The organism is Natrinema sp. SYSU A 869, assembly GCF_019879105.1.
GTDB lineage: Archaea > Halobacteriota > Halobacteria > Halobacteriales > Natrialbaceae > Natrinema.
This window is the reverse complement of the sequence record NZ_CP082249.1, coordinates 2,516,482-2,538,039: the sequence shown is the minus strand read 5'-3', so window position 1 is coordinate 2,538,039 and position 21,558 is coordinate 2,516,482. Positions and strand designations below refer to the sequence as shown.

The following is a 21,558-nucleotide window of genomic DNA, read 5'->3' as shown; positions in this document are numbered from 1 at the left end:
AACGTGGAACCGCAATCCGCTAAGGTGGGTCGGGGCGACGCCCCGATCCCGATCTGTGGAGGTGATCCAGCCGCAGATTCCCCTACGGCTACCTTGTTACGACTTAAGCCCCCTTGCGGAGCCCAGATTCGACCAGCGTTGCGCTGGCCTCATCCGGACCCCACTCGGGTGCTTTGACGGGCGGTGTGTGCAAGGAGCAGGGACGTATTCACCGCGCCCTTCTGAGGCGCGATTACTACCGAATCCAGCTTCATGAGGGCGAGTTTCAGCCCTCAATCCGAACTACGACCAAGTTTCGGAGATTAGCGCCCCCTTTCGGGGTTGCATCCCACTGTCTTGGCCATTGTAGCCCGCGTGTCGCCCAGCACATTCGGGGCATACTGACCTACCGTTGCCCGTTCCTTCCTCCAGTTTGGCACTGGCAGTCCTCTTAATGTACCCAGCCACCACAAGGGTGCTGCTGGCAATTAAGGGTGCGGGTCTCGCTCGTTGCCTGACTTAACAGGACGCCTCACGGTACGAGCTGACGGCGGCCATGCACCTCCTCTCAATGGCTCCAGTAAGATCATCAATCTGACCTTCACTGCACATTGTCGATGCTGGTGAGATGTCCGGCGTTGAGTCCAATTAAACCGCAGGCTCCTCCGGTTGTAGTGCTCCCCCGCCAATTCCTTTAAGTTTCATCCTTGCGGACGTACTTCCCAGGCGGTCTGCTTCACGGCTTCCCTACGACACAGCACAGGCTCGTAGCCTGTGCCACATCTAGCAGACATCGTTTACAGCTCGGACTACCCGGGTATCTAATCCGGTTCGTGACCCGAGCTTTCGTCCCTCACCGTCGGATCCGTCTTCCAGAGGCGCTTTCGCCACCGGTGGTCCGTCCAGGATTACGGGATTTCACTCCTACCCCGGACGTACCCCTCTGGTCTTCCGGTCCCAAGCTACACAGTTTCCACCGGACGCCTGCGCGTTAAGCGCGCAGATTTCCCGATAGACTTGCGTGGCCAGCTACGGACGCTTTAGGCCCAATAATAGCGGTCATCACTCGTGCTGCCGGTATTACCGCGGCGGCTGGCACCGGTCTTGCCCAGCACTTATTCTACTACCACCTTACGGTAGTGAAAAGCGAGGACTATATGCCCTCGCACTCGGAGTCCCCTTATCGCACTCGCGTGCAGTGTAAAGGTTTCGCGCCTGCTGCGCCCCGTAGGGCCCGGTATCTTGTCTCAGATACCGTCTCCGGGCTCTTGCTCTCACAACCCGTACCGATTATAGGCACGGTGGGCCGTTACCCCACCGTCTACCTAATCGGCCGCAGCCACATCCTATGGCGCCGTAACGTTTCAGGTTCACACCACTCCAGGTAGTGAACCCTATTCTGAATTAGCCTCAGTTTCCCGAGGTTATTCGGATCCATAGGGTAGTTTGGCCACGTGTTACTGAGCTATCTGCTACGAGTCTGAACTCGTGCAACTAGCATGGCTAAATCGGACTCCAATAGCAATGACCTCCGGCAGGATCAACCGGAATGCTATATATGTACTCCCATAGTGGGGAGGGTCTGTTGGCGGTGAATGTTGCAAACACACTCACACATAAATGGTCCACGTTCGATGACACTGGTCGAATGACCAAACGGGCGTCACCGAACTACCAAGGCTAACATCAGATCCCATCTGTACGGCGGACCGCAGGGGTAGGATCCTCATCTCCGTCGGATGTATTCGTACTCCCTCCGGGGTACATAACCCCATCGGAGACGAACCATCCGAGATAACGGAGCGAGTTGAACGCCCCGTCAATCACGTCTTCTTTCGCGTTCATATCCAACTGCCCTCGTACATATAAGGGCATCGGATCGCCCCACCCCCCGCGCCGGAAATCGCATCCGGCGAGGGTGTGTGCGATCGCAACTGAACGCCCAGACACGTATAAGGAACCCGGATCGTCGCAACCGGGAATACCGGTCGCGAACACATCCATAGTGGATCCCCAAGTACGGATAAGACCGTCGGAACGAACCGACGATATGTCCGAGGGCGGATATGATTCCTACCTCCGTGCCGGGTCGCGGCCGGAGGGAACGTGGCGGTGTGCGCCACGTCGTTCGCATTACTATCGAATGCCGGGTACACATATAACACCGTCGGACGAAGTCGGCACCGGAACCCGATACCATGGCATGATTTTCCACAAGAACATCGGGATGATGATAGTAATAAATGCAACAGCTGCTGAGCGACTACAGTCAGTGATTCGAGAATGTTACGCGGGCGGAGGTCGGCCGGTCATTCCGCCCTGGTAGGGAGTCGGACCGAATGATACCCGCGTGCTCGCACTCGAGCGTGCACGCGCAAGAAAGCTTCGTGTCGCGGGCCGAGAGCGGGGACGGCGCATCGATGCCGATAAACCACGCGCGTTGCAAGGGGAAGACGAATGGTCCGGGACCCGTTCGCTTCGGAATCGACGCCATCCGCGGAGGAGATCTGTTCTGCGCTGGACGATCCCGACTGCCGCGAGATCATTCGCAATCTCGAGGAACCAATGACCGCGTCGGAGCTATCGAAGCGGTGTGAGATTCCGCAGTCGACGCTGTACCGGAAACTCGAGTTATTGACCGAAGCGACGCTGCTCGAGGAGTCGACCGAAATTCGACAGGACGGCCATCACGCGAGCAAGTACTCGGTCGCGTTCGACGAGATTACGCTTGGGCTGGACGAGGAGCGGTCGCTGACGGTCCAAATCGACCGGCCGGCGCGGACGGCAGACGAACGGCTTGCGGAGCTGTGGTCGGAGGTGCGAAAGGAAACATGAATCCATTTCCCGCCGGCTCGGCCGAGACGATGCTCGCGCTGGCCGTCGTCAAGACGCTCGTACTCGTGGTTGGAGGTATCATTACGTACTTCGCGTTCAAGGCGTATCGTCGAACGCGACAGCCCGCACTGGGCTATCTCACGGCAGGGTTTGGCCTCGTCACGCTCGGCCTGGTACTCGCCGGGATGTTGTACGAACTGCTTGGTGTCGGGCTCGCGACGGGAATCTTGCTCGAGAGTCTGCTCGTGTTGGCTGGCTTTCTCGTGATCGCATACTCGATGTACGTGCAGTGAGGATACAGAGGGGAGCGGATCCAAGAGTAGATCTGAGCAGTGCGAATTTGGTTTCATCCGCTCGAGAGTGAGCGCTCCTGCTCGCGTGAAACAGGAAAAACCACGCCTTCCTCAGCCGATTTCCGCATAGGCACTGCGGGACAGTTTCACCGTCGTCTCCGGGTGCGTCGCACCCGTTCGACTGCTCGCGGAACCTCTGGTTCCGCGCTCGTCCCGACAGTCGCAGCGCGTTACGCCGCGCACTGCCCGTCTACTCACGGCGGCGCTGCCGCCGTTCGCATGGTCTGCGAGACCGCCGGTCTCGCATTAGTCGAATGTTTCGCGGGACCACCGGTCCCGCGCTAACGCTTCTTCCTTTCAATCAGTCGCTCATCCACCGGAAGACGCAGTGGTCTTCCGAGCAGTCGCTCACGAGTTTTCGACGATCTTGCACGGGATCGTGCCACTTCGCCAATAGCTCACCATGGTCCAGCGTGCGCCACGGCACATGGTTCGGACGAGATACCGACACGCCTCAGAAGCAGTAGTACTGAGAAAGTAATTCAGGAATAGTCTTCCACCGTTCAGTGATCGGGTTACCGATTGAGCGTGTGAATCGCGTGTCCGAGCGCATTTTCGGCGGCTTCCATCACTGCCTCCGAGAGCGTCGGATGGGTGTGGACCGTCGAGGCGACGTCCTCGAGGGTGGCACCGAGTTCGATCGCGAGGCCGAGTTCGGCGATCAGTTCCGAGGCCTCGGGGCCGACGATTGAGGCACCGAGGACATAGCCGTCTCCGTCGTCGGCAACGATTTTGACGAAGCCGTCGGAGTCGCCGGTCGTCAGCGCACGGCCGCTGGCGCGGAACGGGAACTGACCGGTGACGGTCTCGAACCCGGCTTCCTCGGCCTCGGATTCGGTCATCCCGACGGTGGCGATTTCGGGGTCGGTGAAGACAACCGCGGGCATGGCCTGATGGTCGAGGGCCGCGGGCTCGCCGGCGATCACTTCGGCGGCGACCTGCCCCTCCGCGCTGCCCTTGTGAGCGAGCATCGGTTCGCCGGCGACATCGCCCACGGCGAAGATATGGTCGATGTTCGTGCATGCGCGCGAGTCGGTTTGGATGAACCCGCTGTCGTCGGTCTCGACGCCGGCTTCTACGAGGTCGAGCGTGTCCGAGACCGGCTGGCGGCCGACGGCCACGAGTACCTTCTCGGTGTCGAGTTCGAGGCGTTCGTCCTCGACGGCCTCGGCGCTCCCACCGTCGGCAGTGACCTGTTCGGCCGGCTCGGCGACGACGCGAATCTCATCCCCGTCCTCGAGGTCGTTCCAATCCGACGCAGTATAGCCGAGCTCGAAGTCGATTCCCAGATTCGTCGCCCGTTGCTTCACTGGGCGTTTGAGATCGTCGTCGTATCCCGGGAGGATCGAGTCGAGCATCTCGATGACGGTTACGTCGGTCCCCAGTTTGGCGAAGACGCTCGCGAGTTCCATGCCGATGTAGCCGGCCCCGACGACGACCAGCGAGTCGGGGACGGACTCGAGCGCGAGTGCCTGCTTCGAGTCCAACACGGGCTCGTCACCGAACTCGAAGTTCGGGATCTGGATGGGGCGCGAGCCGGTCGCGATGATCGCGTGTTCGAACTCGAGGCTCTCCGAGCCCTGGCCCTCGCCGCTGTGGGAGACGCGGACGGTGTTCTCGTCCGCAAAGCGGGCGGTGCCTTCGAGCAGGTTGACCTGATTCGCCTTGCAGAGCTTTTCGACGCCGCTCGTGAGCTGATCGACGACGCCGTCCTTCCAGTCCATCATCCCGGCGAGATCGATTGCAGGGTCAGCATGGATGCCCATCTCCTCGGCGGCAGCGGCCTCATGGGCGACATCAGTCGCGGTGATCAGTGCCTTGGATGGGATACAGCCGTAGTTCAGGCAGGTTCCTCCGTAGGCGTCTTTCTCGACGAGCGTGACATCTAGATCGAGTTGGCCGGCGCGAATCGCGGCCACATAGCCGGCGGGGCCTGCGCCGACGACCAGTACGTCCGTGCCAGTGGTAACATCTCCAACGACCATTGCTCGAACAGACGGCCCGAAGGATAGTGTAGGTATTCCTTGGCAACGAAAAAGGAGGCGTCGTTACTTCGACTCACTCCGGTCGATCAGCACCGTGTTCTCACCGAGCGTCGTCTCACCGAGCGAGAACTCCCGTTCGGTCAATCGACTGTTTATTCCCAGGAACGAGTCACCGTCGAGGCGCAGGTCCTCGTCGATTTCGATGACATTCGCGCCGACATGGGCCGGTTTGCCCGAGGTAACGATCGTCTCGATCGCGGCCCGCTCATCGTCGGTTTTGAACGGGCCACAGAACACGGCGAAGGACTGCGGGCCGGACGCGGAAAGAGGATATTGGCGGCGAACCGAATCGCGGTCGATACACGCGAGGTCGTCGCCGTCGATGAAGAACAGCCGGTGGCCCGACGGCGTATCCCCGACGGTTCCGTCGCCGCCGTCGGCCGTCGCTGTCGGTGCCGTCGGCCCGCCCGCATCGGCGGACATCCCATCGCCGTCAGAGCCGTCGTCGCCCGGAGAGGATGCTGACGAAAGCGTCACAGACGCCGATCCGGCATGGCGGAGATAGAGTTCGAGCATCGACTGAAGCCCCGCTTTCGTGCCGCGTCGTTTGTACAGCTCCGGTGCCCGTGAGAGCAGTTCCCGCCGCGCGTCCTCGGACCAGTTCTCGTCGGTCTCGACCGCGAGCCACTGCTCGAGCCACGAGAGTGCCTCGCTCGGAACGGCGTCGGGATCGAAGTAACGGCTGATCCCGTCGATCTCCGCCTCGATATCGGTGAAGACGGACTCGAACACGGAGAGGTACTGTTCTAAGAACGCGGCCGAACGATCGTCCTCTTGATAGAGTTCTGGGAGGTATCGGAGGTATGACTGGCGCGGACAGAACGCCGTGACGGAGTCGACGCGCGGCGACGATTGCGGACTCCCGTCGAGTTCGAGCGCGACGAACAGGTATCGACCAACGGCGTCCCGCAAGAGGACATCGTTCGGGTTCAGCGAGTCGACGGTCGTCCAGTCGGCGTCGGCGTGTGCCGCCAGTGCGTCGATCGCTGCTGTCTGCCAAGCGTCGATGTCCGACCGTGAACGGCCTGACAGGCCTGATGTGAGATGGGCACCGTCACGACAGGCGAGATCCCACACGGAGGTCACGCCAAGATCACGGAGGGAGTCGACCGCGTCGACCGGCACAGTATCAAGATCTTCGAGTTCTGTTTCGCTAGGCATCGGTCGGTTCGTGGCGATATAGCGAACACGGACCTGCGTGCTCGCAGTCAACTGGGAGAGTTCGAGCGCGAGGCGATGCCACTCGGTCTCGTCCGCCCCAGAGTCGTATCGGTGGAACGCGTCGCCGACGTGGCGCTCCCGTCGCGGATGGCGTGCGTGGCGTTGTCGCTCCCGGAGCAGTTTGCTGGGTCCGTTCGGACCGGTGACGGCGTACAGTTCCCGCCGATCGTCGGGTGCGGTGGGTCGAGCGGCAAGGGTTCGACACGGATGATCGAACCGATGGCGTTCGCGGAACGATCCCGATTCGGGGTCTCGCTCGAGCAGTGCCGGCGTCCCGGTCCCGTCCTCGAGTCGGCCGGCGACGAAGAGTGTGTCGTCAACCACCGAGAGAGCGGTCGGGGAGAATTCGCCGTCCCCCGCGGCAAATTCGGCGTCCGTGATCGGGAACTGGTCGTCAGCAGCGTTGTCACCCTCGAACGACCGGATGACCGGGTTGCCGTCGTTGCGGTCGAGCACATAGCCGCGGCCGTCAGCACCGACAGCGAGGTCGGTCGGATCGACGAGCCACCAGTCGATAGTCAACTCAGGGCCGCCGTCCCGTCCGACGGTCCGGACGTGACCGACATCGTCGAGAAGATAGAGGATCCCGCCGGCGTGAGCGATGCAGATCGGATCGATCGTGTCGGTCTCGATGGTCCCGATCGTCCGCTGGAGCCGGGGTGCGACGACGGTGATCGAGCCGTCGGTGCCGTCCACGATGAAGGCCCGATCGTCGTCGACACAGAGCGCACGCGGATCGTCGACCTCACCGTCGGAGCGGGTCCACAGGCGTTGCGTGATGTCCGCCATCGGGTCGTGTCGATACAGCGCTCCCGATGAGCGAAGCGTGTACAGGTCGCCGTTCGAATCCATCGCCACGTCGACGGCGTCGTCCTCGATCGTCGACCGTTCGATGGTGACTGTCGTCGCCAGTCCGATCCCTTCTTCGCGGACATTGACGTTCCGGCCGACCCACTCCCGCCAGTCTGCGGTACTCGTCGTCGTCGCGTACGAAAAGTCCATAAATCAAGCACCCCCATCGGTCGAATCGGTTCGGATCGAGAGGTCCGTTGTCACGTCTTCGACGGCGAACAACGAGGTGTCGTCGATACGGACGGTACCATCGTCGGTCGTCGCACCGCCGTGAGCCACGATTGTGACCTCACTGACCCGGTCGATCACGTCCAACTCCGCGATCCGATCGACCAGGTCGGAGCGATGTAACACCGTGCCGAACGGCCACCCATCTCCCCCGTCACCCGTCAAGGGATGGACGTACTCCTCGATCGCCGTTCGGACGGCGACGTCGTGGCCGCCGCCGGCGTATCGAGCCCTAGCACGACCGGTGACCGAAATCTCGAGGCCGACGTACTGGGCACCCATCACGCGGACCTGATCACTCAGCAGTTTCCGTTCACCGACGTGCTGACGGACGGCACGCAGGAATCCCTCGCTCGGTTCGGGCGTTCCCACGTCGGGCGGCGCGAAGGGGACGACGACGACGGTGATCTCGCCGTCCTCGACGAGCACGTTCGTCCGGGCGATCCTGAGCCCGGGCGTGTGCGCGGCGACGTACTGGTAGTCGTCGGCAGTGATGGCCCGATAGGAGATCCGACGGTCGCGTCGCACGCGGTCGAGCGCGTCGTCAATCGTCTCGCCAGCAGTGCCGCCGGTCGCGGCGGCCGTCGATTCTGCCTCAATGTCGGTACCGTCGACCGGGCCCTCGATCGAGACGTCGGGATCGGCGAGGTGCCAGACCGTCGCGGCCGGAACGTTCCCCGCCTCGCCGCCGCCGGTGACGTAGTCGGCGATGACGGTGCCATCGGCAGGTGGAACACGACCCCTCGTATTATCGCCAAAGGTGACGGTTCCCGCCTCCCGGTCGAGGACGACGTGTCTATCGTCGGGCCCGGAGGCGTCGAAATCGGGGACCGATTGCCACCGTTGTCCGTCGACGAACACCGTCACAGAGAGCACCGGCGACCGCTCGAAGGCGTACGTCTGGCTGTCGAGCGCCGGTGCCTCCTCGAGGCGGCCGACCTGCGTGAGTTTCTCGTCGCTCACCGATACCCGGTGGCTGACCGACACGACGTTCGGCTCGATGGCGTCGAACTGCGGCGGGATTTCGTGGCCGGCTGTCTCGAGGCGACACCGGAGCCACGTTCGCTCCGAGGACTGGACGGAAGCCGGTGAGTCGGGGGCGTCCACGCTGCTCGCAGCCGTCGGTCGGTCGTCGGGCAGAGCCAGCGTGATCGACCCGTCCCGATAGAACGCGTTCGTTCTGTCGCCCTCGACTGCGAGCCGCCGCCACGCGGTATCGTCCCCGTGACGGTACTCCCAGACGGGTTCGACGGAGGGGTCGAACGACGGTGCGAGCGACCCGTGGGTCGCCGGCTCCGGGAGGTTGTCATCGTGATAGCTGACGGTCAGGGTCAGCGTCCGAGCGTGGGCAAACGGGTCGGCGTCGAACCCCAGGTAGAACGCGTCCCCGGCGGCAGCGTCGTCGCCGAACGCGCGATAGAACATTCCATCGGTTCGGTTCGCATGTGTATTGTCGGTTCGGCCGCTGTTGGTCACCGTGAGCACGCGCTCGAGGGTCGCCGCGGTCAGCGTGACCGCGTGGTCGGTCTCGAACCGGTAGCTCGTATCAGCGTCATCAGTATCGGTGACCGAGAACTGCGTCCCGGCAGGGACGCGCGCCCACGCGGCGTCGGCCGGCAGGGACAGCCGCAGGCGTGTCGACGCCGGCGTCGGCGGCCGTCGGCGCTCGCCCATCAGGGCGAGATACTTCTCGCGATGATCGTCGGTGACCCTGTCGAGTTGATAGACGTACGTTTCCGTTAGCCAGGCCAACACCTCGAGAATCGTGATGCCAGGATCGTGTGGGTTAGCGTCGGTCCACTCGTCGGCATAGGCGGGAATGAGTTTCGTCGCTTCGGACATGATCTCCTCGTAGGTTCTGTCGTCGAGCTCCGGAACGTCAATTCCCACGTCGATCACCTCCGTCCGTTCGACGGGTGCGACATCTGGGCCGGGTCACATCGATCACGAGCGATCCGCCCCCATCGTGACGGTCACGTCGTGACCGCCGCTGCAGACGAGCACGTCCGACGGAAGGGGTGGCGCCGTCTCGCGCCCGGACAGGGACAGCTGCTCACCCCCAACGTCGATCGTTGCGCCCAATTCGATCACGTCGGCGACGTGGTCCGCTCCGTCGACGATTTCGGCCAGCGCGTCCACTGAGGGTGCCTCACCAAAGGACCACCCCTCATCCCCGTTCCCGTTGAGGGGATGCAGGAACTCGTCGAGTCGTCGTTCGACGGTACCTTTGAGCAGCGAGACGCCCGTACTGTCGGCCGTGTAGACCGTGACCGAGACCGACACCTCGGCGTAACTCGGCCCGCGGACGACGATCCGGGACGTCTCGGACTCGACGAGCGAGGCGGGTGCACGTTCGCGTACCGTCTCACGAACGCGTTGCTTGAGCTCCATCGACGGGACCGGTTTCTCCCGCCGTGCATGGGGAACGATCAGGAGAGTAACGCCACCGGCGTCGTCAGTCCCGTTCGGGTTACACTTGACTTTCGACAGTTCGCGAAACGCCGCGTTTGCCACTCGCTCGTAGTCGGTCGGCGTGACCGCACGACCGCGATGTTTGAGCTGGTTCGTCGTACGTTCGACGAGTGCGTCCATGGATTCGGCGTCAGCGCCGCCGTCAGCAGGCTTCGGATTCGAGACGTCATCGGCCAGCGATATCGAACTCTGCAGGTCGGTAATCGTGTTGGCTGCGACGTTTCCGTCGCGCCCACCGCCGGTCGTGTACGTGACCGTGATATTCCCCTGTCCAGCCGGGGGGATCCGACCCCGGTTTCCGTCACCGAAGCTGACGGTCCCGTCGATCCTGTCGACGACGTAGTGGCGGTCCGTCGACGCCGACTCCAAGAAGTCCGAGACCTGTCGCCACCGGATCCAACACTCCGTCACGTCGCCGCTCGCGTCGGTGACGCGCCGAACGTCGTCGGGCCGCTCCGCGATCAGGTCGCGCCGTTCGCTGGTAGACAACGTCTCGGATTCATCGATCCACACGCCGACGTCGATGACCGGCGCGTGGGCACACGCGAACGATTGCTCGTGCGACCCGTCGCTCGAGCCGAGGACTTCGTCCTCGATCGTCCGGGTGTTGTAGGCCCACTGCGTGTTCGGGTACAGTCCGTCGAGAGTCGGCGGTGCCGTCGTTCGGTCTCGAGACTGATCGATCTCGGTGGTCGACCGCGCCGACCGCGAGTCCATGTCCGATTGCCGGTCAAACTCGTCCTGTGTAACCCGAACTCGGATCCAATGACGTCGCCGACCGAAGCGGTCGAACGCGGTCGTCGACTCGGGAAAGGTCAACTTGACGATGCCACGCTCAGTCAATCCGCCGGTCCGATCCTGAACGGTGAGCTTCGACCACTCGTCGGTGTCGGGATCCGTACAGTACTCCCAGCGCATTCCGGGATCGAACGGCCGCGGATAGGTGACGTCCTTGATCGGGACGAAGAACGTGAGCGGACCGTTTCGGAGCGTCCCGTCAAATCCGAGATACAGCGCCTGCGTGTCCTCGGGGAGCTCGTCGAACGGCGAAATGGGCGATTCCCGCTCCGTGAGGTCGCCGCTGATAGCGGCGTTGTTCCGCGTCCGAATCGTCTCGAACGGTTGCATCCCGCGGTCGTAGTGGATCGATACGTCGCCAAAGCGCGGCGGGTCGGGCGAATTGACGATCGAACCCCGCGTGCCGGCGTCGGTGACGCCGAACGACGGCTGCCCGTAGTTCCCACTGACTAACCGGGCCCGGACCCAGACGTTTTCGTGGCCGGACACCGCCGTCAGTTCGATGTCCTCGGGAACGGTAAAGCGGACGTGGCCAGCCCGCCGCAGTGTGTTCGTCTCGTCCTCGAGGACGGTCAGTCGATTCCAGCCACTGCCCGTCCAGTACTCCCAGGAGAGCTCCGGTGGCCCGCCGAGCACGCCGACACCATCGGCTGTCGACGTGTCCGCGCCATCGTCGCCGGCGTCGACGTCGACTTCCTCGAGCGTATCGGCGTCGGTCGCGGCGTCGATTTCGTCCGCATCCGCGTCCATGTCGGGTTCGGTCGGCGGATCGAACCGCACCTCGACGATCCCACCTCGCTTGGTAAAGGCCTCTTCGGAGGCGATATAGAACGTCGCCGGCGGTTGCGGCAGCCGACCGAGCGGCCGAACGTCCCCCTCGCCCTCCGTCGAGAGCGGGACGTCGTTCGAAAGCAGCGAGTCAGGGGAGAGACCGTCCTCGCTCGGATCGCGGCTGACGCTGGCCGAGATCGAACTCAGACGCAGTGAGAACGACTCGGGATCGGGTTTGTCGCCGTCGATCCGACACCGGAGCCATCGACTCTCGACGCCGTCAACCGCGTGTTCAACCGGCGTTCCGGGCAGTCGAAATCGCAACTCGAGCCGATCGCCATCGCCGGGTCGCGAAGCGGGAGACTGGAGACGTTCCTGAAGAAGGTCGAGTCCGATGTCGTCGTCGGCCGACTCGTCGTCGGCCCACTCCTCGAGTCGGTGCCATCCCTCCGTCCCGTCTTCCTTGCCATAGTACTCCCAGATGGCGTCAGTTTCGAGGACAGTGTTGTCAGTGGCCGTTTCGGCCGTTATCGTGATTGGCGATCCCGCCTCGAGAGTCAGCAAGTTACCGTGGGCCAGATAGAGGACGTGCTCCTGGACGTTCTCGCCGGTGAACAGTTCGACTGACTCATCGACGGCACGAACGGTACCGTGGTCGACGATCCGATCGGCTACGGGATCGACGGTAATGACGTCCATCAGCGACGCGCCGGTCGCTTCGAACCCATTGTCCTGTGGAATTTCAAATATCTGATCGGATCCGTCGCTCGGTTCCGCGACGGCCTGTGTTCCGCCGGGAATCGCGACGTTGCGATCGATATCGGCCGACACCTGAAACGTCAACGGGAGCCGTGCGGCCTGTGGCGGTCGTCTGTCGAATCCGAGTGCGTCAAGGAACGCGATCCGGTGTTTCGCGGGGACGTCGTTCAGCCGCCGGATGACGTCGGCACCGAGCTGGGAAAAGATTCGCAACAGGACGGTGGCGTTGTCGTCCGTCGACGGGTCCCACGACTCGGTGTACTGATCCGCGAAAGTCCGTAACTCGTCATACAGCCTCTCTCGATCCCTGTCGTCGACGGTCGGCCGCTGACTCATCCGTCACCCTCCGTGATGTAGAATGGATACACCATGTTCGAGAGGCTATTCGTCGTTCGAACCCGGTACTCGATCTCGATGATGACTTTGTTCGGCGCTTCGTCGTCCGTTCGCGCATCGACATCCTCGATATCGATCCGAGGTTCCCACTGGACGAGCGCCTCGCGAACGCTGCTCTCAATGAGGTTCAGGGTCGCCGGCGTGGCGGCCGAAAACACATGATCGTGGATCTCACAGCCGAATTCGGGTCGCATCACCCGTTCTCCCTTGGCGGTTCCGAGGATGATCCGGATCGACTCCCGAATATCGTCCTTGGCCTCGGACGTTCGGACCGATCCACGAGTATCGGTTTCTACCGGAAACGCCCAGCCGGTTCCGAGGAACTCGTCGGACATGGTTCAGCCGATCATGACCGTCGAACACCCGCTCGCGATCGTGTTCGGCGGGCCGCTCTCGACGATAGTATCGCCCATTCTCGCAGCGGGCATTTTGTTGATTAAGACGCTCGTACTCCCCTTGGTCACGGTGCCGCCGACGTGTGGAACGGTCCCGGTGACGAGCGGACACGTATGGACATCCGCCAGCGCTCGCCACGCGGGTCGCTTCCCGATCAGGACGTTCGGACTGCCGGTCCCGGTAAGCGGCGTTCCGTGTGCCGTCTGGTCGCCGAGTCTTGCTGCTGGTTGCATCTGTCTCTCTCTTAATTCAAGGTAATTAGCTTCCCTTTAACTTTTACCATCCCGGTCCCATTAACATCGACCACCGATCCGGAGAGCGCGAGCTTCGCCTTGCTATCGACGTTGATCGGGCCGTTCCCCTTTATTTTGACTCCACTCTTGCCCGTGATCTCCACCGAGTTTCCGTCGAGAGAGATCGTTGACGCCGAGAGTTTGATTTCGGACGCTGCGTCGATCGCGACCGCGCCGCTGGCGGAATCGAGCGTAATACTGTTATCGTTCGACTCGTCGCGGAGCTTGATCGTCTCCGAACTTCCCGAGTCATCGATCACGATCTCGTTGCCACCAGTCGTCTGAATCGTAATACTGCCATCGTCGGCGTCGTCGAACGCGATCACGTGATCGCTCCGGGATCGTACCTCGCGAACGTCGTTGTTCCCATCGCCGTTCGTCTGGGGTGGTTTCTGTTCGCCGTTCCACAGCGACCCAATGACGAATGGCTTGTGAATGTCACCATTCTCGAACGCGACCAGCACCTCGTCATCGATCTCCGGCAGGAAGTACGTCCCGTACTCGCTGCCCGCCATCTCGGTCGCGATCCGCGCCCAGTGACTCTCGTCGTCGGCATCGCGCCACGGGAACCGGAGCTTTACCCGACCGAGATCCTTCGGATCCTCGTTGTCCGTCACGATACCGACGGCGACACCGCGGATACCGCCATCGTCCGTGCCGCCGTCGTCGATGAACCCGGAGGGCCTCACGTAGACACCTCCGTTACCTCGAAGGAAGTCCGATAGCCGGCACTTCCCATCCGGTGGGTCGCTTCGGTGACGTAGTAATCCGCGGAGAATCGGCTCCCCAGTTCCTCGAGTCGGATGACGCTGCCGGCCCTGATTTCTGGGGTCCCATCGGCTTCACCGTGGCCGGAGATGACGCCGTCGGAGAATCGGTTCAACTTCGTTTCGGCGACCCGTTTCGCTTCGTCCCGTGACATGGCTTGTACTCTGAAAACCTCCTTGTATTTCGCGTTCGTACTGCCGGCGGTGGCGACGATTTCGGATTTGTTCTGTTCGTCCCAACTCCGGACTTCGACCTCGTCAACTTGTTTCCGTTGTGTGATCTCCGCGTAGAAATCGTGGAGCGCCTCGCCATACCACAGTTCGGCGACCGGGCCGTCGCCGTCTCCTTTCGCAGAGCGCGGGCGAAAGCGGACGGTGTCTCGCTCGGCATAGAACTCGAACCCGTAGGTCTCAGCCAACTGCTGGAGGAACCGGTAGTCACTCTGCCCGTCCTGAATCAGCTTTTCGCGTTTGATCGATGCGTCCGAGACGTCGACCGTCGAAAACGGGTACGACGACAGCACATCCTCAACGGCCGTCCCGACCGTCTTCTCCGCCCACGAGTCCGATCGGGTTCCCTGCATGAGTTCCCAGAGCAGGCCGTAGCCCGAAATCGTGACCGATGGCCCCCGATCAGTCGTGAACTCGGCGTTTATCGACCGAATCGACCCGGTCAACAGCGGCGTCAGCGTCCCGTCACCGCCGTACCCCATCGCGATTTTGACGTCCGTCCCGACCGCGAAATCGTCCCAAGTCAGACCGGTGAACTCGCCGAGTTCCTCATCGAACGGGAAGTTCAGGGTGAACGAAAACCGATCCGCGCCGTCGAGGGTCGTCTCGACGACAAGATCGGCGATCCGGCCGCCCGGCTCCTGGAACTTCGTGTCACCGATATCGACTTTGAACCGCGGCGAGTAGCGCGGCTGAATGTTCGTTCCGGTACTCATAGCTATAGCGGGGGCAACTCGAGTTTGTCGCCCGCCTCAATCGCACGGGGGTCCTCAATGTCGTTGTGATCAGCGATGGTCCGCCAGTGCGACGAGTCACCGTACTCCTCGGCGGCGATCAGCCAGAGGGTGTCCCCATCGGTGACCGTCCAGACTTTCGTCTTGTCCGTCGACTCCGGCGACACCTCCGATTTGTGGTAATCGGCTGTCTTGTACTCCATGAACACGACGTTCACCCGGGCGCGGATAGGGACGCCGCTGGGTAGGAACTTCGTGAACTGCTTGTTCGCACGCTGGACCAGGGCGGTGAAGTCGATTCCATCACCCCAGACGAACCGACAGACTGGCGGCGCGTGTAACTCGCCGTCAACCGACAGCAGCGTATCAATGTGTTTCGTGTATCGTTCGCGGACGTCGACCCGCTCCGCGTCGGGCGACCCGTTCGAATCCAGTTCGTCGCTCGTATCGAAAAACAGCTCCATCGACAGCGTCTCCGCGTTCCCGTCGACGAACTGCATGATCGAGGCCCCCGATCCGGTCGCCTTCAGTTCACCATAATTGACACTCTTCTCGAGCGTGTAGGCGTTCGGGTTGAACTTGCAGCCGATCGTCTCCCCCTTCTGTTTCCCGTTCAGGATCATGATTTGGGCTTTCTCGAGTTTGCCGCTGCCGCTCATCTACAGACCCCTCCGGTCGCGCTCGACTCTGATTTTCCGCTCGAGTTTGCGGTAGAGTTCCTGAACGGCGCGATCAACGTCAGCGTCGAACCGCGGGTCCGTGCCAGATGACAGGTCAACGCTGTCGAAACGGTTCCGGCTGTGGTGGCCCAAACCGGGCCGACCCCGTGACGGCTCCGACCGCCGCTCCGACGGCTGCTCGGGTCGATCGATCGACGATCGCTGCCGATCGTTCGGTCCCGATCCCACGTCGTCGTGACCAACTGGCGACCCACGCAGGGGCGGTTCCGAGCTACTCTCCGAACCGAATCCGGATAGCGCCCGGTTACCGTCTGTCTCCCCTTGATCCGATGGTCGGCGTCGCTCACGACCGGAATCGTGCGTCGATATCGCACGGTTCGAGGTCGATTCTCGAGACGCCCCTCTCGATGCAGTCGTTGAGTCCCGTGACTCTGCGTTCGATTGGTTCGGTCCACCCCGGTCGACGGTCGGCACGTCCGTCGCCGACGAACGTCGGTATGTCAGCGACGGTCGTTCTGACACTGCGCTCGTTTGCATCCCGTTCACACCCGTACCATCATCTGTTGATTCAATAGTATTAGTTGTTGGTTTATTTCGTTGGTCGACGTTTGCTACTCGAGATCGTCCCGGTGACGCCGACGCGTCCGTCTGATTACCCTGATCGGGGAGCGTAAGCGACGGGGAATCAATCCGACCGCGACTGTTCTCCGTTCCGTCCGGCGACCTGTCAGTCGCGGAACGCCCCGTCGATAGTCGTCGACCTGTTTGGAAAGATGACTCGAACTGCCGGTTCCCACTGACAGCCGCGTCCGTGACCGACGGACGGATCGACGAGGTGGAGATCGACTCGATACCGCCGGTATCGTCACCGCTCCCATCAATGGAGGCTGCGACACGACCTCGCCTCGAGTCGGCAGCACCACCGTGATCTCGGCCTCGATGCGCCGGTGACGCGTCGGCCCGCTCCGTCGGTGACCTCGAACGGACGACGACGGTCGGCGGTCGCGCCGGCCGTTGATCGGATGGGGAGACGACCCCATCTGACGCACTCGCGGCGTCGAACCCAGTGTGGACTGACTGACGATCCGTGTGGGACTGACTCGAAGAACGGGACGCCGTCGTTCGCAGAACTGAGAGTGGCGTACGTCGGTCCGTCCGTGATCCCTGGGACATCGCCACCCCGGTCGCCTCGGCTGCTACAGTCGCGTCCGATTTGGTTATCGGGTTCGCGTCCGACTCGGTTATCGGGTTCGCGTCCGACTCGGTTATCGGGTTCGCGTCCGGTTCGACGGCCCTTCGAGACGATCGGGGACGTGACGGAGCGAGTGACGGGGCGGTATCGCTTCTCCGACCCCTCGAGAGACGGTGAATCGAGATCGGATCGGTCGCCGCCTGCGAATCGAACTCCGTCGATCCCGTGGCCGTCCCGGTACTGAGCTGGCCCCGTGAGCGGTCACGCGAAGCGGACTCAGCACTGTTCTGTCCAGAAATCGATCGATCGGTGTGAGTGCGGTGACCGTCGGCGATCGACGGACGAGATCGCAGATTCGTCTCCGCCAGCGACGCATGGGAGGTGCCACTGTGGTCGAATGCAGTGACCGGCGAGTTGTCGTCTCGCGGCGGCAGCAGGCGAGAAGCGGTCGAATCGGTCACCGCGGGCGATCGGTACCGGAGATCCACTGAACGCCCGTCGAACATTGATCCGAATTCGGCTCCGGATCCGGCCATAATCGGTTCCGAACGAGCCGTCCGTCGAGGATCCGCAGTGACTCGAGACGGCGACACAGCAGTGATCGTCGAGGGCGCTTGCGTCTTTCCGTCCGTCGTCTCCCGGACATGACTGTCGACAGTCGACTGGTCACCGCGTTCGGCTTGCGTTCTCAGCGTGCTTACCGACGGTTCCGAGGGTGGCGCACCCGTCGACGGTGTCGATATCGAGTTCGTGGCTGAACCGGCCGTCGGCTCAGCCGACGGTCCGGACCCCCGGAACGGGGGATTCCACGTCTCCCTCGCCTGCTCGCGTTGCGTCCGAGACGAGTCACTCGTCCTGGCTGTCGCTTCAGTTGGTCGGGAGTGCGACCGACCGTCCCCGTTCCGGTCGCCACGAGCCGGCTCGTGCATGTGGCTCGAGGAGACCGACGACGGTCTCGTGGCCGGTCTCGACGCTACGACGCCAACTGTCGCGTTCGGATTCGGTCGTCCTGAACGGAGTGTCGAGTGCGACGGACCTGGTCTCGAGGATTCCGATGGAGTCGTCCGATCGGTTCGGTTGGGAGATGATCGATGATCGGAGACCATTCGGAGTACCGGCATCCGGTTGCTCGAGCCGGTATTCGAATCCGTCCGGTCGCGTTGTGCTGTGGGCAGCTTGGATCGACGCGGCCCGGACGCGGCAGTCATCGCTCCGGAGGCTGCAACCGCGTGGCCGCGCTCGAGAGATCGAGCCCTCGTCTGCCCGTCGCTGAATCGCGTCCGAGCGACCACATTGGGGGAGTCCGCAGTCACGTGATCACGTTGTGACGAGCGGACCGATCCCACGGATATTTCGGGGTGAGCTACGGCCTCACTCCCCTGTCTCGAACGGTGGGAACGTCCCGATCCGTGGGTCGCTGGCCGCGTTCTTCGTGGCTCCGTCGACCCCTGCTCCGAGAGACGAGCGGTCTCGATTCTGTCGGCCTCTCGTTCAGTCGGTCTTGTAGCCGCGATAGACCGAAGCGAATCGATACGCGTGAGCGCTTGCGGTGAGCGCAAATCGTCGCGTCGTGACGACCGCGACGCTGCTGAGCGAGAGGCAGATCCGAGTGGGAGGGTGTCGGTTCCGGCGGATATTGATTCCCGTCGATCTGACCCGCCACTGTTGGTGCGAGCCGCAGTCGCCAGGGGCGAAGCGGAGTTATCATTCGATGGCCGAACGCGAGTCAGCTGGACCGATTCGGCGGTACGCTGATCAACCACGAGTTCCGAACGTCGCTGACCTGACTGCATGCCGGTCGCAAGTGGCTCCGAACGACGGTCGTTGGAGGAGACGCGCCCGGTACCCGTCATTCCATCCCCCCGATCAAGGCTTCGTGACGACGAGACAGGAGATTGTCGTCCGGTTCGTGATTGGAGTGTGTGAGTCTCGGTGAGAGCAATGTCGTTCCCGGTATCGAGGGTAGTGCGCCGGTCGCCGGCCGACTGGCTGCTCGAGAATTCATGAATAGCTGATGCCGCGGCTCTCACACGTCCGGAAGACGTGACGCCGATACTGAGCGCGGCCGGGCTATCACCGAACGGACGGATGGATCCCGCACTCGACGATGGCGACGACGAAGTGTCGGACGTAGGGGTGGGGTCCGTCTCGAGACCCTGTTGTGACCGAGGGGACGGCTGGCCGGCGATCGAACCCTGATACGCAGTGGATCGATGATCGGTCGCTGACGACCGCGGCTGACCGCTGGCCGCTTGCGTGCCACGAGCGTCAGTCGACAATTCCAGCGGTGGGAGACGTTGCGGTACTGCTCGGGTCGGGGCCGCTGCGGGAGGAGTAGCGGTCGGCGGGGCGATCCCTCGAGCCGCCGGCTCGCGACTCGTTCGATCGTTCCGGGTCGACGCGCGTGACTCTCGAGACGCGAACTCAGGACGGGGAGGCTCCATGGTGACTTTCCCATCGTGGATCCCACTCGATGCGGTCGACGCCACCCGCAACCGTCGTGGAATTCGATCGGTACCCGTCGTAATCGGCGTCGACCAGTGGCGGCGTGATCGATGCGACTGGACCGTGACCGCTCGATTTCGGTCGGAGCCGGACGGTCGGCGGTCCATACTAGCGCTGGCCGACTCGGCCGCCCCCGGTTCGGTCGACTGCGACCGACTGCTCGCGGAATCGTACCCGACCCTCTCGTCGAATCGAGCCCGCGATGAGATACGTGCGCGGACCTCGGCTAAGACAGCCGACGGAGCGGTGGTGTCACCGCTCCACTTGAGGCGGTCGCTCGAGTTCGTTTCGGTAAGACGGCAGCTCCCGTTCGGCTCTACCGTCGGACCGATCGTGGTATCGGATCGCACAGCGTTCGGTCTCGAGGCCGCTCGAATTGGAGACGACCCAGTGTTTGCAGTTCCTGTCTCTGTTCGATGACGCGAGGGCGTAGACGAGGAATCGCTATCACGGCCGCTCGTCGCAGTCTGGGTCCGGGATCGCGTGTCCGTTCGGGTCCACGACTGCTGTAACGACTTGCTCGCGCCCGTCTCGGCGCTGGCGGCCGTCGAGGTCCGGGTATCGGCTGGGTGGCTGATTCCGGACTCGGCACTGTCTCGATCCGGCCGTAGATCACGGATCGATGAATCGTCGGCCGCCGGCACCGGACGGGAGTCGATTGACGATGACGGACGGCGACCAACCGAATCAGGGCGGCGGACTGGGCGTTGCCCAGTATCGGGCGAGTCGGACGGCGGAACCGCAGGGTCAGCCGACGGAGCGGTTCGAGTGACGAGCGCCGGTGATGACCCGGATTTGCCGCGGGCGAGGTCCGGCTGTGCAGCCGCTGTCACGCCCGGTTTCGCCTGCTCGACCGATCGCTTCGAGACGAGTCGCGACGGCGTCTCGCGCTCGAGCGACTCACTGCGACTCGAGGGGGCTGTATCTGAACTGGTCGCCGGGCGGCGACTGTCGAAAGCACTGGAGTCGGGAGCGCTCCTCCCAGTGATCGCGTCCGCCCACGTTACCCGTGTTGCAACCGTTCGCGATCGTCGGTCCTGTTGCCGTGATCGGTCCCTGACATTCCGTTGGTGTGTCCGGTCTTCGTCGACCGATCCCGATCGGTCGGGCGTCCGTCCTGAGGCTACCCTTGAGACGCTCGGTGTGTCAGCGTCCGAGCGAGCAACGCCCGTCGGCTCGTCATTGCCTCGGCGGCGAGTTCCGCCCCATCGCGAGAGGGCGTCTCGCCTGCGGGACGCTGGCTGGTCGAGTCTCGGAGACTGTGACTGACGGGGATGAGATCGCCGATCGGACCGAAACATCCGCTCTGCCGTCGCCTGAGTAGCTGATCCGGATTCCACCCCGACCGACTCGACGGACTGGGCGGCACGGTCCGATCGGCTGGGCACAGTGAGATACGTGAACGCATCATCGCGATCATCCAGTCGCGCGAACGGTGACGGCGACACGATTGATAGCTCCGGGTCGTCCACCGGCTCGTCATCGAAAGGAGCCACGGCGGGCGAGAGAAACGATAGGTCGATCGGACTCCGTTTCCACGCAATCCTGACACCGAATCCACCCGCCAGTCGGCCGGGTGTCAGCGTTGCAATAGACGTGACGCTGGGCCGGAGTCCAGCGACCGTCGACTGGTCGGCCGGCTCATCCGCCGTCGACGATGCGTTCGCGCCCGTCGACCAGCTAGTCACGCTGATCTCCCGCAACGCCGTCTCACACTCGATATCGTCGATATTCCCAATCACGGCTCGTCGAGTTGCCGGTCGCACTCATCGATGGCCGATCCGTTGCTCCCTCCCACCTCGATACCGGGGTACACGCTCTTGGTGAGATATTATAAGTATATTACTTAATAGTTTTGAACTAATTTGGTGAAAAATTAGAGGCCATCATATTGCATGGGTGAGAGTCGTTTCTTCGGCCTCGCGCTTGAGTTGTGGACTGGGATCGATTTCCAACCCGCTATCTCCCTGGGGCATCATGCTAATATCGGCTCCAGTCTGCTGATGGACCCAGGTAAGATCAATCATGATGAGTGATTCGAATGAGACCGA

The 21,558-nt window shown here is 62.7% G+C and carries 16 protein-coding genes and 1 rRNA gene; 5 read left to right on the top strand and 12 right to left on the bottom strand.

Translation table 11 applies throughout. The features are described 5' to 3' along the window. Window positions 1-56 precede the first annotated feature (56 nt). Both K6I40_RS20650 and K6I40_RS20645 read right to left on the bottom strand, forming a co-directional pair. Window positions 57-1,530: ribosomal RNA gene (locus tag K6I40_RS20650) — 16S ribosomal RNA — on the bottom strand. Window positions 1,531-1,665: 135 nt separating this feature from the next. After that, window positions 1,666-1,824 carry a hypothetical protein gene (locus K6I40_RS20645; RefSeq protein WP_222916110.1) on the bottom strand — a complete coding sequence of 53 codons (159 nt, stop codon included), beginning with the start codon at window positions 1,822-1,824 and terminating at the stop codon, window positions 1,666-1,668. A gap of 612 nt (window positions 1,825-2,436) precedes the next feature. Between K6I40_RS20645 and K6I40_RS20640 the strand changes: the two genes are divergently transcribed. Both K6I40_RS20640 and K6I40_RS20635 read left to right on the top strand, forming a co-directional pair. Next, window positions 2,437-2,814, top strand: coding sequence for a helix-turn-helix domain-containing protein (locus tag K6I40_RS20640; RefSeq protein ID WP_222916108.1), 378 nt, complete (start codon window positions 2,437-2,439; stop codon window positions 2,812-2,814). Further along, the gene (locus K6I40_RS20635; protein ID WP_222916106.1) at window positions 2,811-3,107 is read left to right on the top strand and encodes a hypothetical protein; all 297 of its coding nucleotides are present in this window, start codon (window positions 2,811-2,813) and stop codon (window positions 3,105-3,107) included. Before K6I40_RS20640 ends, K6I40_RS20635 begins: the two co-directional genes overlap by 4 nt. Before the next feature lie 575 nt (window positions 3,108-3,682). Here K6I40_RS20635 and lpdA read toward each other — a convergent pair. The 9 genes from lpdA to K6I40_RS20590 all read right to left on the bottom strand — a co-directional run bounded on the left by lpdA (window position 3,683) and on the right by K6I40_RS20590 (window position 15,789). Next, window positions 3,683-5,152 (bottom strand): dihydrolipoyl dehydrogenase, encoded by a 1,470-nt coding sequence (gene lpdA / locus K6I40_RS20630; RefSeq protein WP_222916104.1) that lies wholly within the window; start codon window positions 5,150-5,152, stop codon window positions 3,683-3,685. 63 nt (window positions 5,153-5,215) lie between these two features. Further along, window positions 5,216-7,435, bottom strand: coding sequence for a phage tail protein (locus K6I40_RS20625; RefSeq protein WP_222916102.1), 2,220 nt, complete (start codon window positions 7,433-7,435; stop codon window positions 5,216-5,218). Window positions 7,436-7,438: 3 nt separating this feature from the next. Then, window positions 7,439-9,412, bottom strand: a complete 1,974-nt coding sequence (locus K6I40_RS20620) for a putative baseplate assembly protein (RefSeq protein WP_222916100.1) — start codon at window positions 9,410-9,412, stop codon at window positions 7,439-7,441. A 45-nt stretch (window positions 9,413-9,457) separates the two neighbouring features. Beyond that, window positions 9,458-12,649 carry a putative baseplate assembly protein gene (locus K6I40_RS20615; protein WP_222916098.1) on the bottom strand — a complete coding sequence of 1,064 codons (3,192 nt, stop codon included), beginning with the start codon at window positions 12,647-12,649 and terminating at the stop codon, window positions 9,458-9,460. After that, a complete protein-coding gene (locus K6I40_RS20610; protein WP_222916096.1) occupies window positions 12,646-13,044 on the bottom strand; it encodes a GPW/gp25 family protein in 399 nt (132 codons plus the stop codon). Before K6I40_RS20610 ends, K6I40_RS20615 begins: the two co-directional genes overlap by 4 nt. Before the next feature lie 3 nt (window positions 13,045-13,047). Further along, the gene (locus K6I40_RS20605; RefSeq protein WP_222916094.1) at window positions 13,048-13,338 is read right to left on the bottom strand and encodes a PAAR domain-containing protein; all 291 of its coding nucleotides are present in this window, start codon (window positions 13,336-13,338) and stop codon (window positions 13,048-13,050) included. An 11-nt stretch (window positions 13,339-13,349) separates the two neighbouring features. Then, window positions 13,350-14,087, bottom strand: a complete 738-nt coding sequence (locus tag K6I40_RS20600) for a phage baseplate assembly protein V (protein ID WP_222916092.1) — start codon at window positions 14,085-14,087, stop codon at window positions 13,350-13,352. Next, window positions 14,084-15,112 carry a contractile injection system protein, VgrG/Pvc8 family gene (locus K6I40_RS20595; RefSeq protein WP_222916090.1) on the bottom strand — a complete coding sequence of 343 codons (1,029 nt, stop codon included), beginning with the start codon at window positions 15,110-15,112 and terminating at the stop codon, window positions 14,084-14,086. Before K6I40_RS20595 ends, K6I40_RS20600 begins: the two co-directional genes overlap by 4 nt. A gap of 2 nt (window positions 15,113-15,114) precedes the next feature. Next, window positions 15,115-15,789, bottom strand: a complete 675-nt coding sequence (locus tag K6I40_RS20590; protein WP_222916088.1) for a LysM peptidoglycan-binding domain-containing protein — start codon at window positions 15,787-15,789, stop codon at window positions 15,115-15,117. Window positions 15,790-17,695: 1,906 nt separating this feature from the next. Here K6I40_RS20590 and K6I40_RS20585 point away from each other — a divergent pair. From K6I40_RS20585 to K6I40_RS20575, 3 genes are all read left to right on the top strand, one after another. Then, a complete protein-coding gene (locus K6I40_RS20585; protein ID WP_222916086.1) occupies window positions 17,696-18,097 on the top strand; it encodes a hypothetical protein in 402 nt (133 codons plus the stop codon). Window positions 18,098-19,163: 1,066 nt separating this feature from the next. Then, window positions 19,164-19,340: a hypothetical protein gene (locus K6I40_RS20580; RefSeq protein ID WP_222916084.1), complete on the top strand. Its 177-nt coding sequence runs from the start codon at window positions 19,164-19,166 to the stop codon at window positions 19,338-19,340. Window positions 19,341-20,129: 789 nt separating this feature from the next. After that, complete coding sequence (locus K6I40_RS20575; RefSeq protein WP_222916082.1) at window positions 20,130-20,279, top strand: hypothetical protein; 150 nt, start codon at window positions 20,130-20,132, stop codon at window positions 20,277-20,279. A 1,114-nt stretch (window positions 20,280-21,393) separates the two neighbouring features. Here K6I40_RS20575 and K6I40_RS20570 read toward each other — a convergent pair. Further along, window positions 21,394-21,534, bottom strand: coding sequence for a hypothetical protein (locus K6I40_RS20570; RefSeq protein WP_222916080.1), 141 nt, complete (start codon window positions 21,532-21,534; stop codon window positions 21,394-21,396). Between the last annotated feature and the right edge of the window lie 24 nt (window positions 21,535-21,558).

Bases quoted from the DNA above. Each gene is read 5' to 3' on its own strand.
- K6I40_RS20610 (WP_222916096.1), bottom strand. From the start codon at position 13,044: ATGTCCGACGAGTTCCTCGGAACCGGCTGGGCGTTTCCGGTAGAAACC.
- K6I40_RS20645 (WP_222916110.1), bottom strand. From the start codon at position 1,824: ATGAACGCGAAAGAAGACGTGATTGACGGGGCGTTCAACTCGCTCCGT.
- K6I40_RS20595 (WP_222916090.1), bottom strand. From the start codon at position 15,112: ATGAGTACCGGAACGAACATTCAGCCGCGCTACTCGCCGCGGTTCAAA.
- K6I40_RS20615 (WP_222916098.1), bottom strand. From the start codon at position 12,649: ATGAGTCAGCGGCCGACCGTCGACGACAGGGATCGAGAGAGGCTGTAT.
- K6I40_RS20640 (WP_222916108.1), top strand. From the start codon at position 2,437: ATGGTCCGGGACCCGTTCGCTTCGGAATCGACGCCATCCGCGGAGGAG.
- K6I40_RS20625 (WP_222916102.1), bottom strand. From the start codon at position 7,435: ATGGACTTTTCGTACGCGACGACGACGAGTACCGCAGACTGGCGGGAG.
- K6I40_RS20590 (WP_222916088.1), bottom strand. From the start codon at position 15,789: ATGAGCGGCAGCGGCAAACTCGAGAAAGCCCAAATCATGATCCTGAAC.
- K6I40_RS20605 (WP_222916094.1), bottom strand. From the start codon at position 13,338: ATGCAACCAGCAGCAAGACTCGGCGACCAGACGGCACACGGAACGCCG.
- K6I40_RS20635 (WP_222916106.1), top strand. From the start codon at position 2,811: ATGAATCCATTTCCCGCCGGCTCGGCCGAGACGATGCTCGCGCTGGCC.
- K6I40_RS20570 (WP_222916080.1), bottom strand. From the start codon at position 21,534: ATGATTGATCTTACCTGGGTCCATCAGCAGACTGGAGCCGATATTAGC.
- K6I40_RS20575 (WP_222916082.1), top strand. From the start codon at position 20,130: ATGAATCGTCGGCCGCCGGCACCGGACGGGAGTCGATTGACGATGACG.
- lpdA (WP_222916104.1), bottom strand. From the start codon at position 5,152: ATGGTCGTTGGAGATGTTACCACTGGCACGGACGTACTGGTCGTCGGC.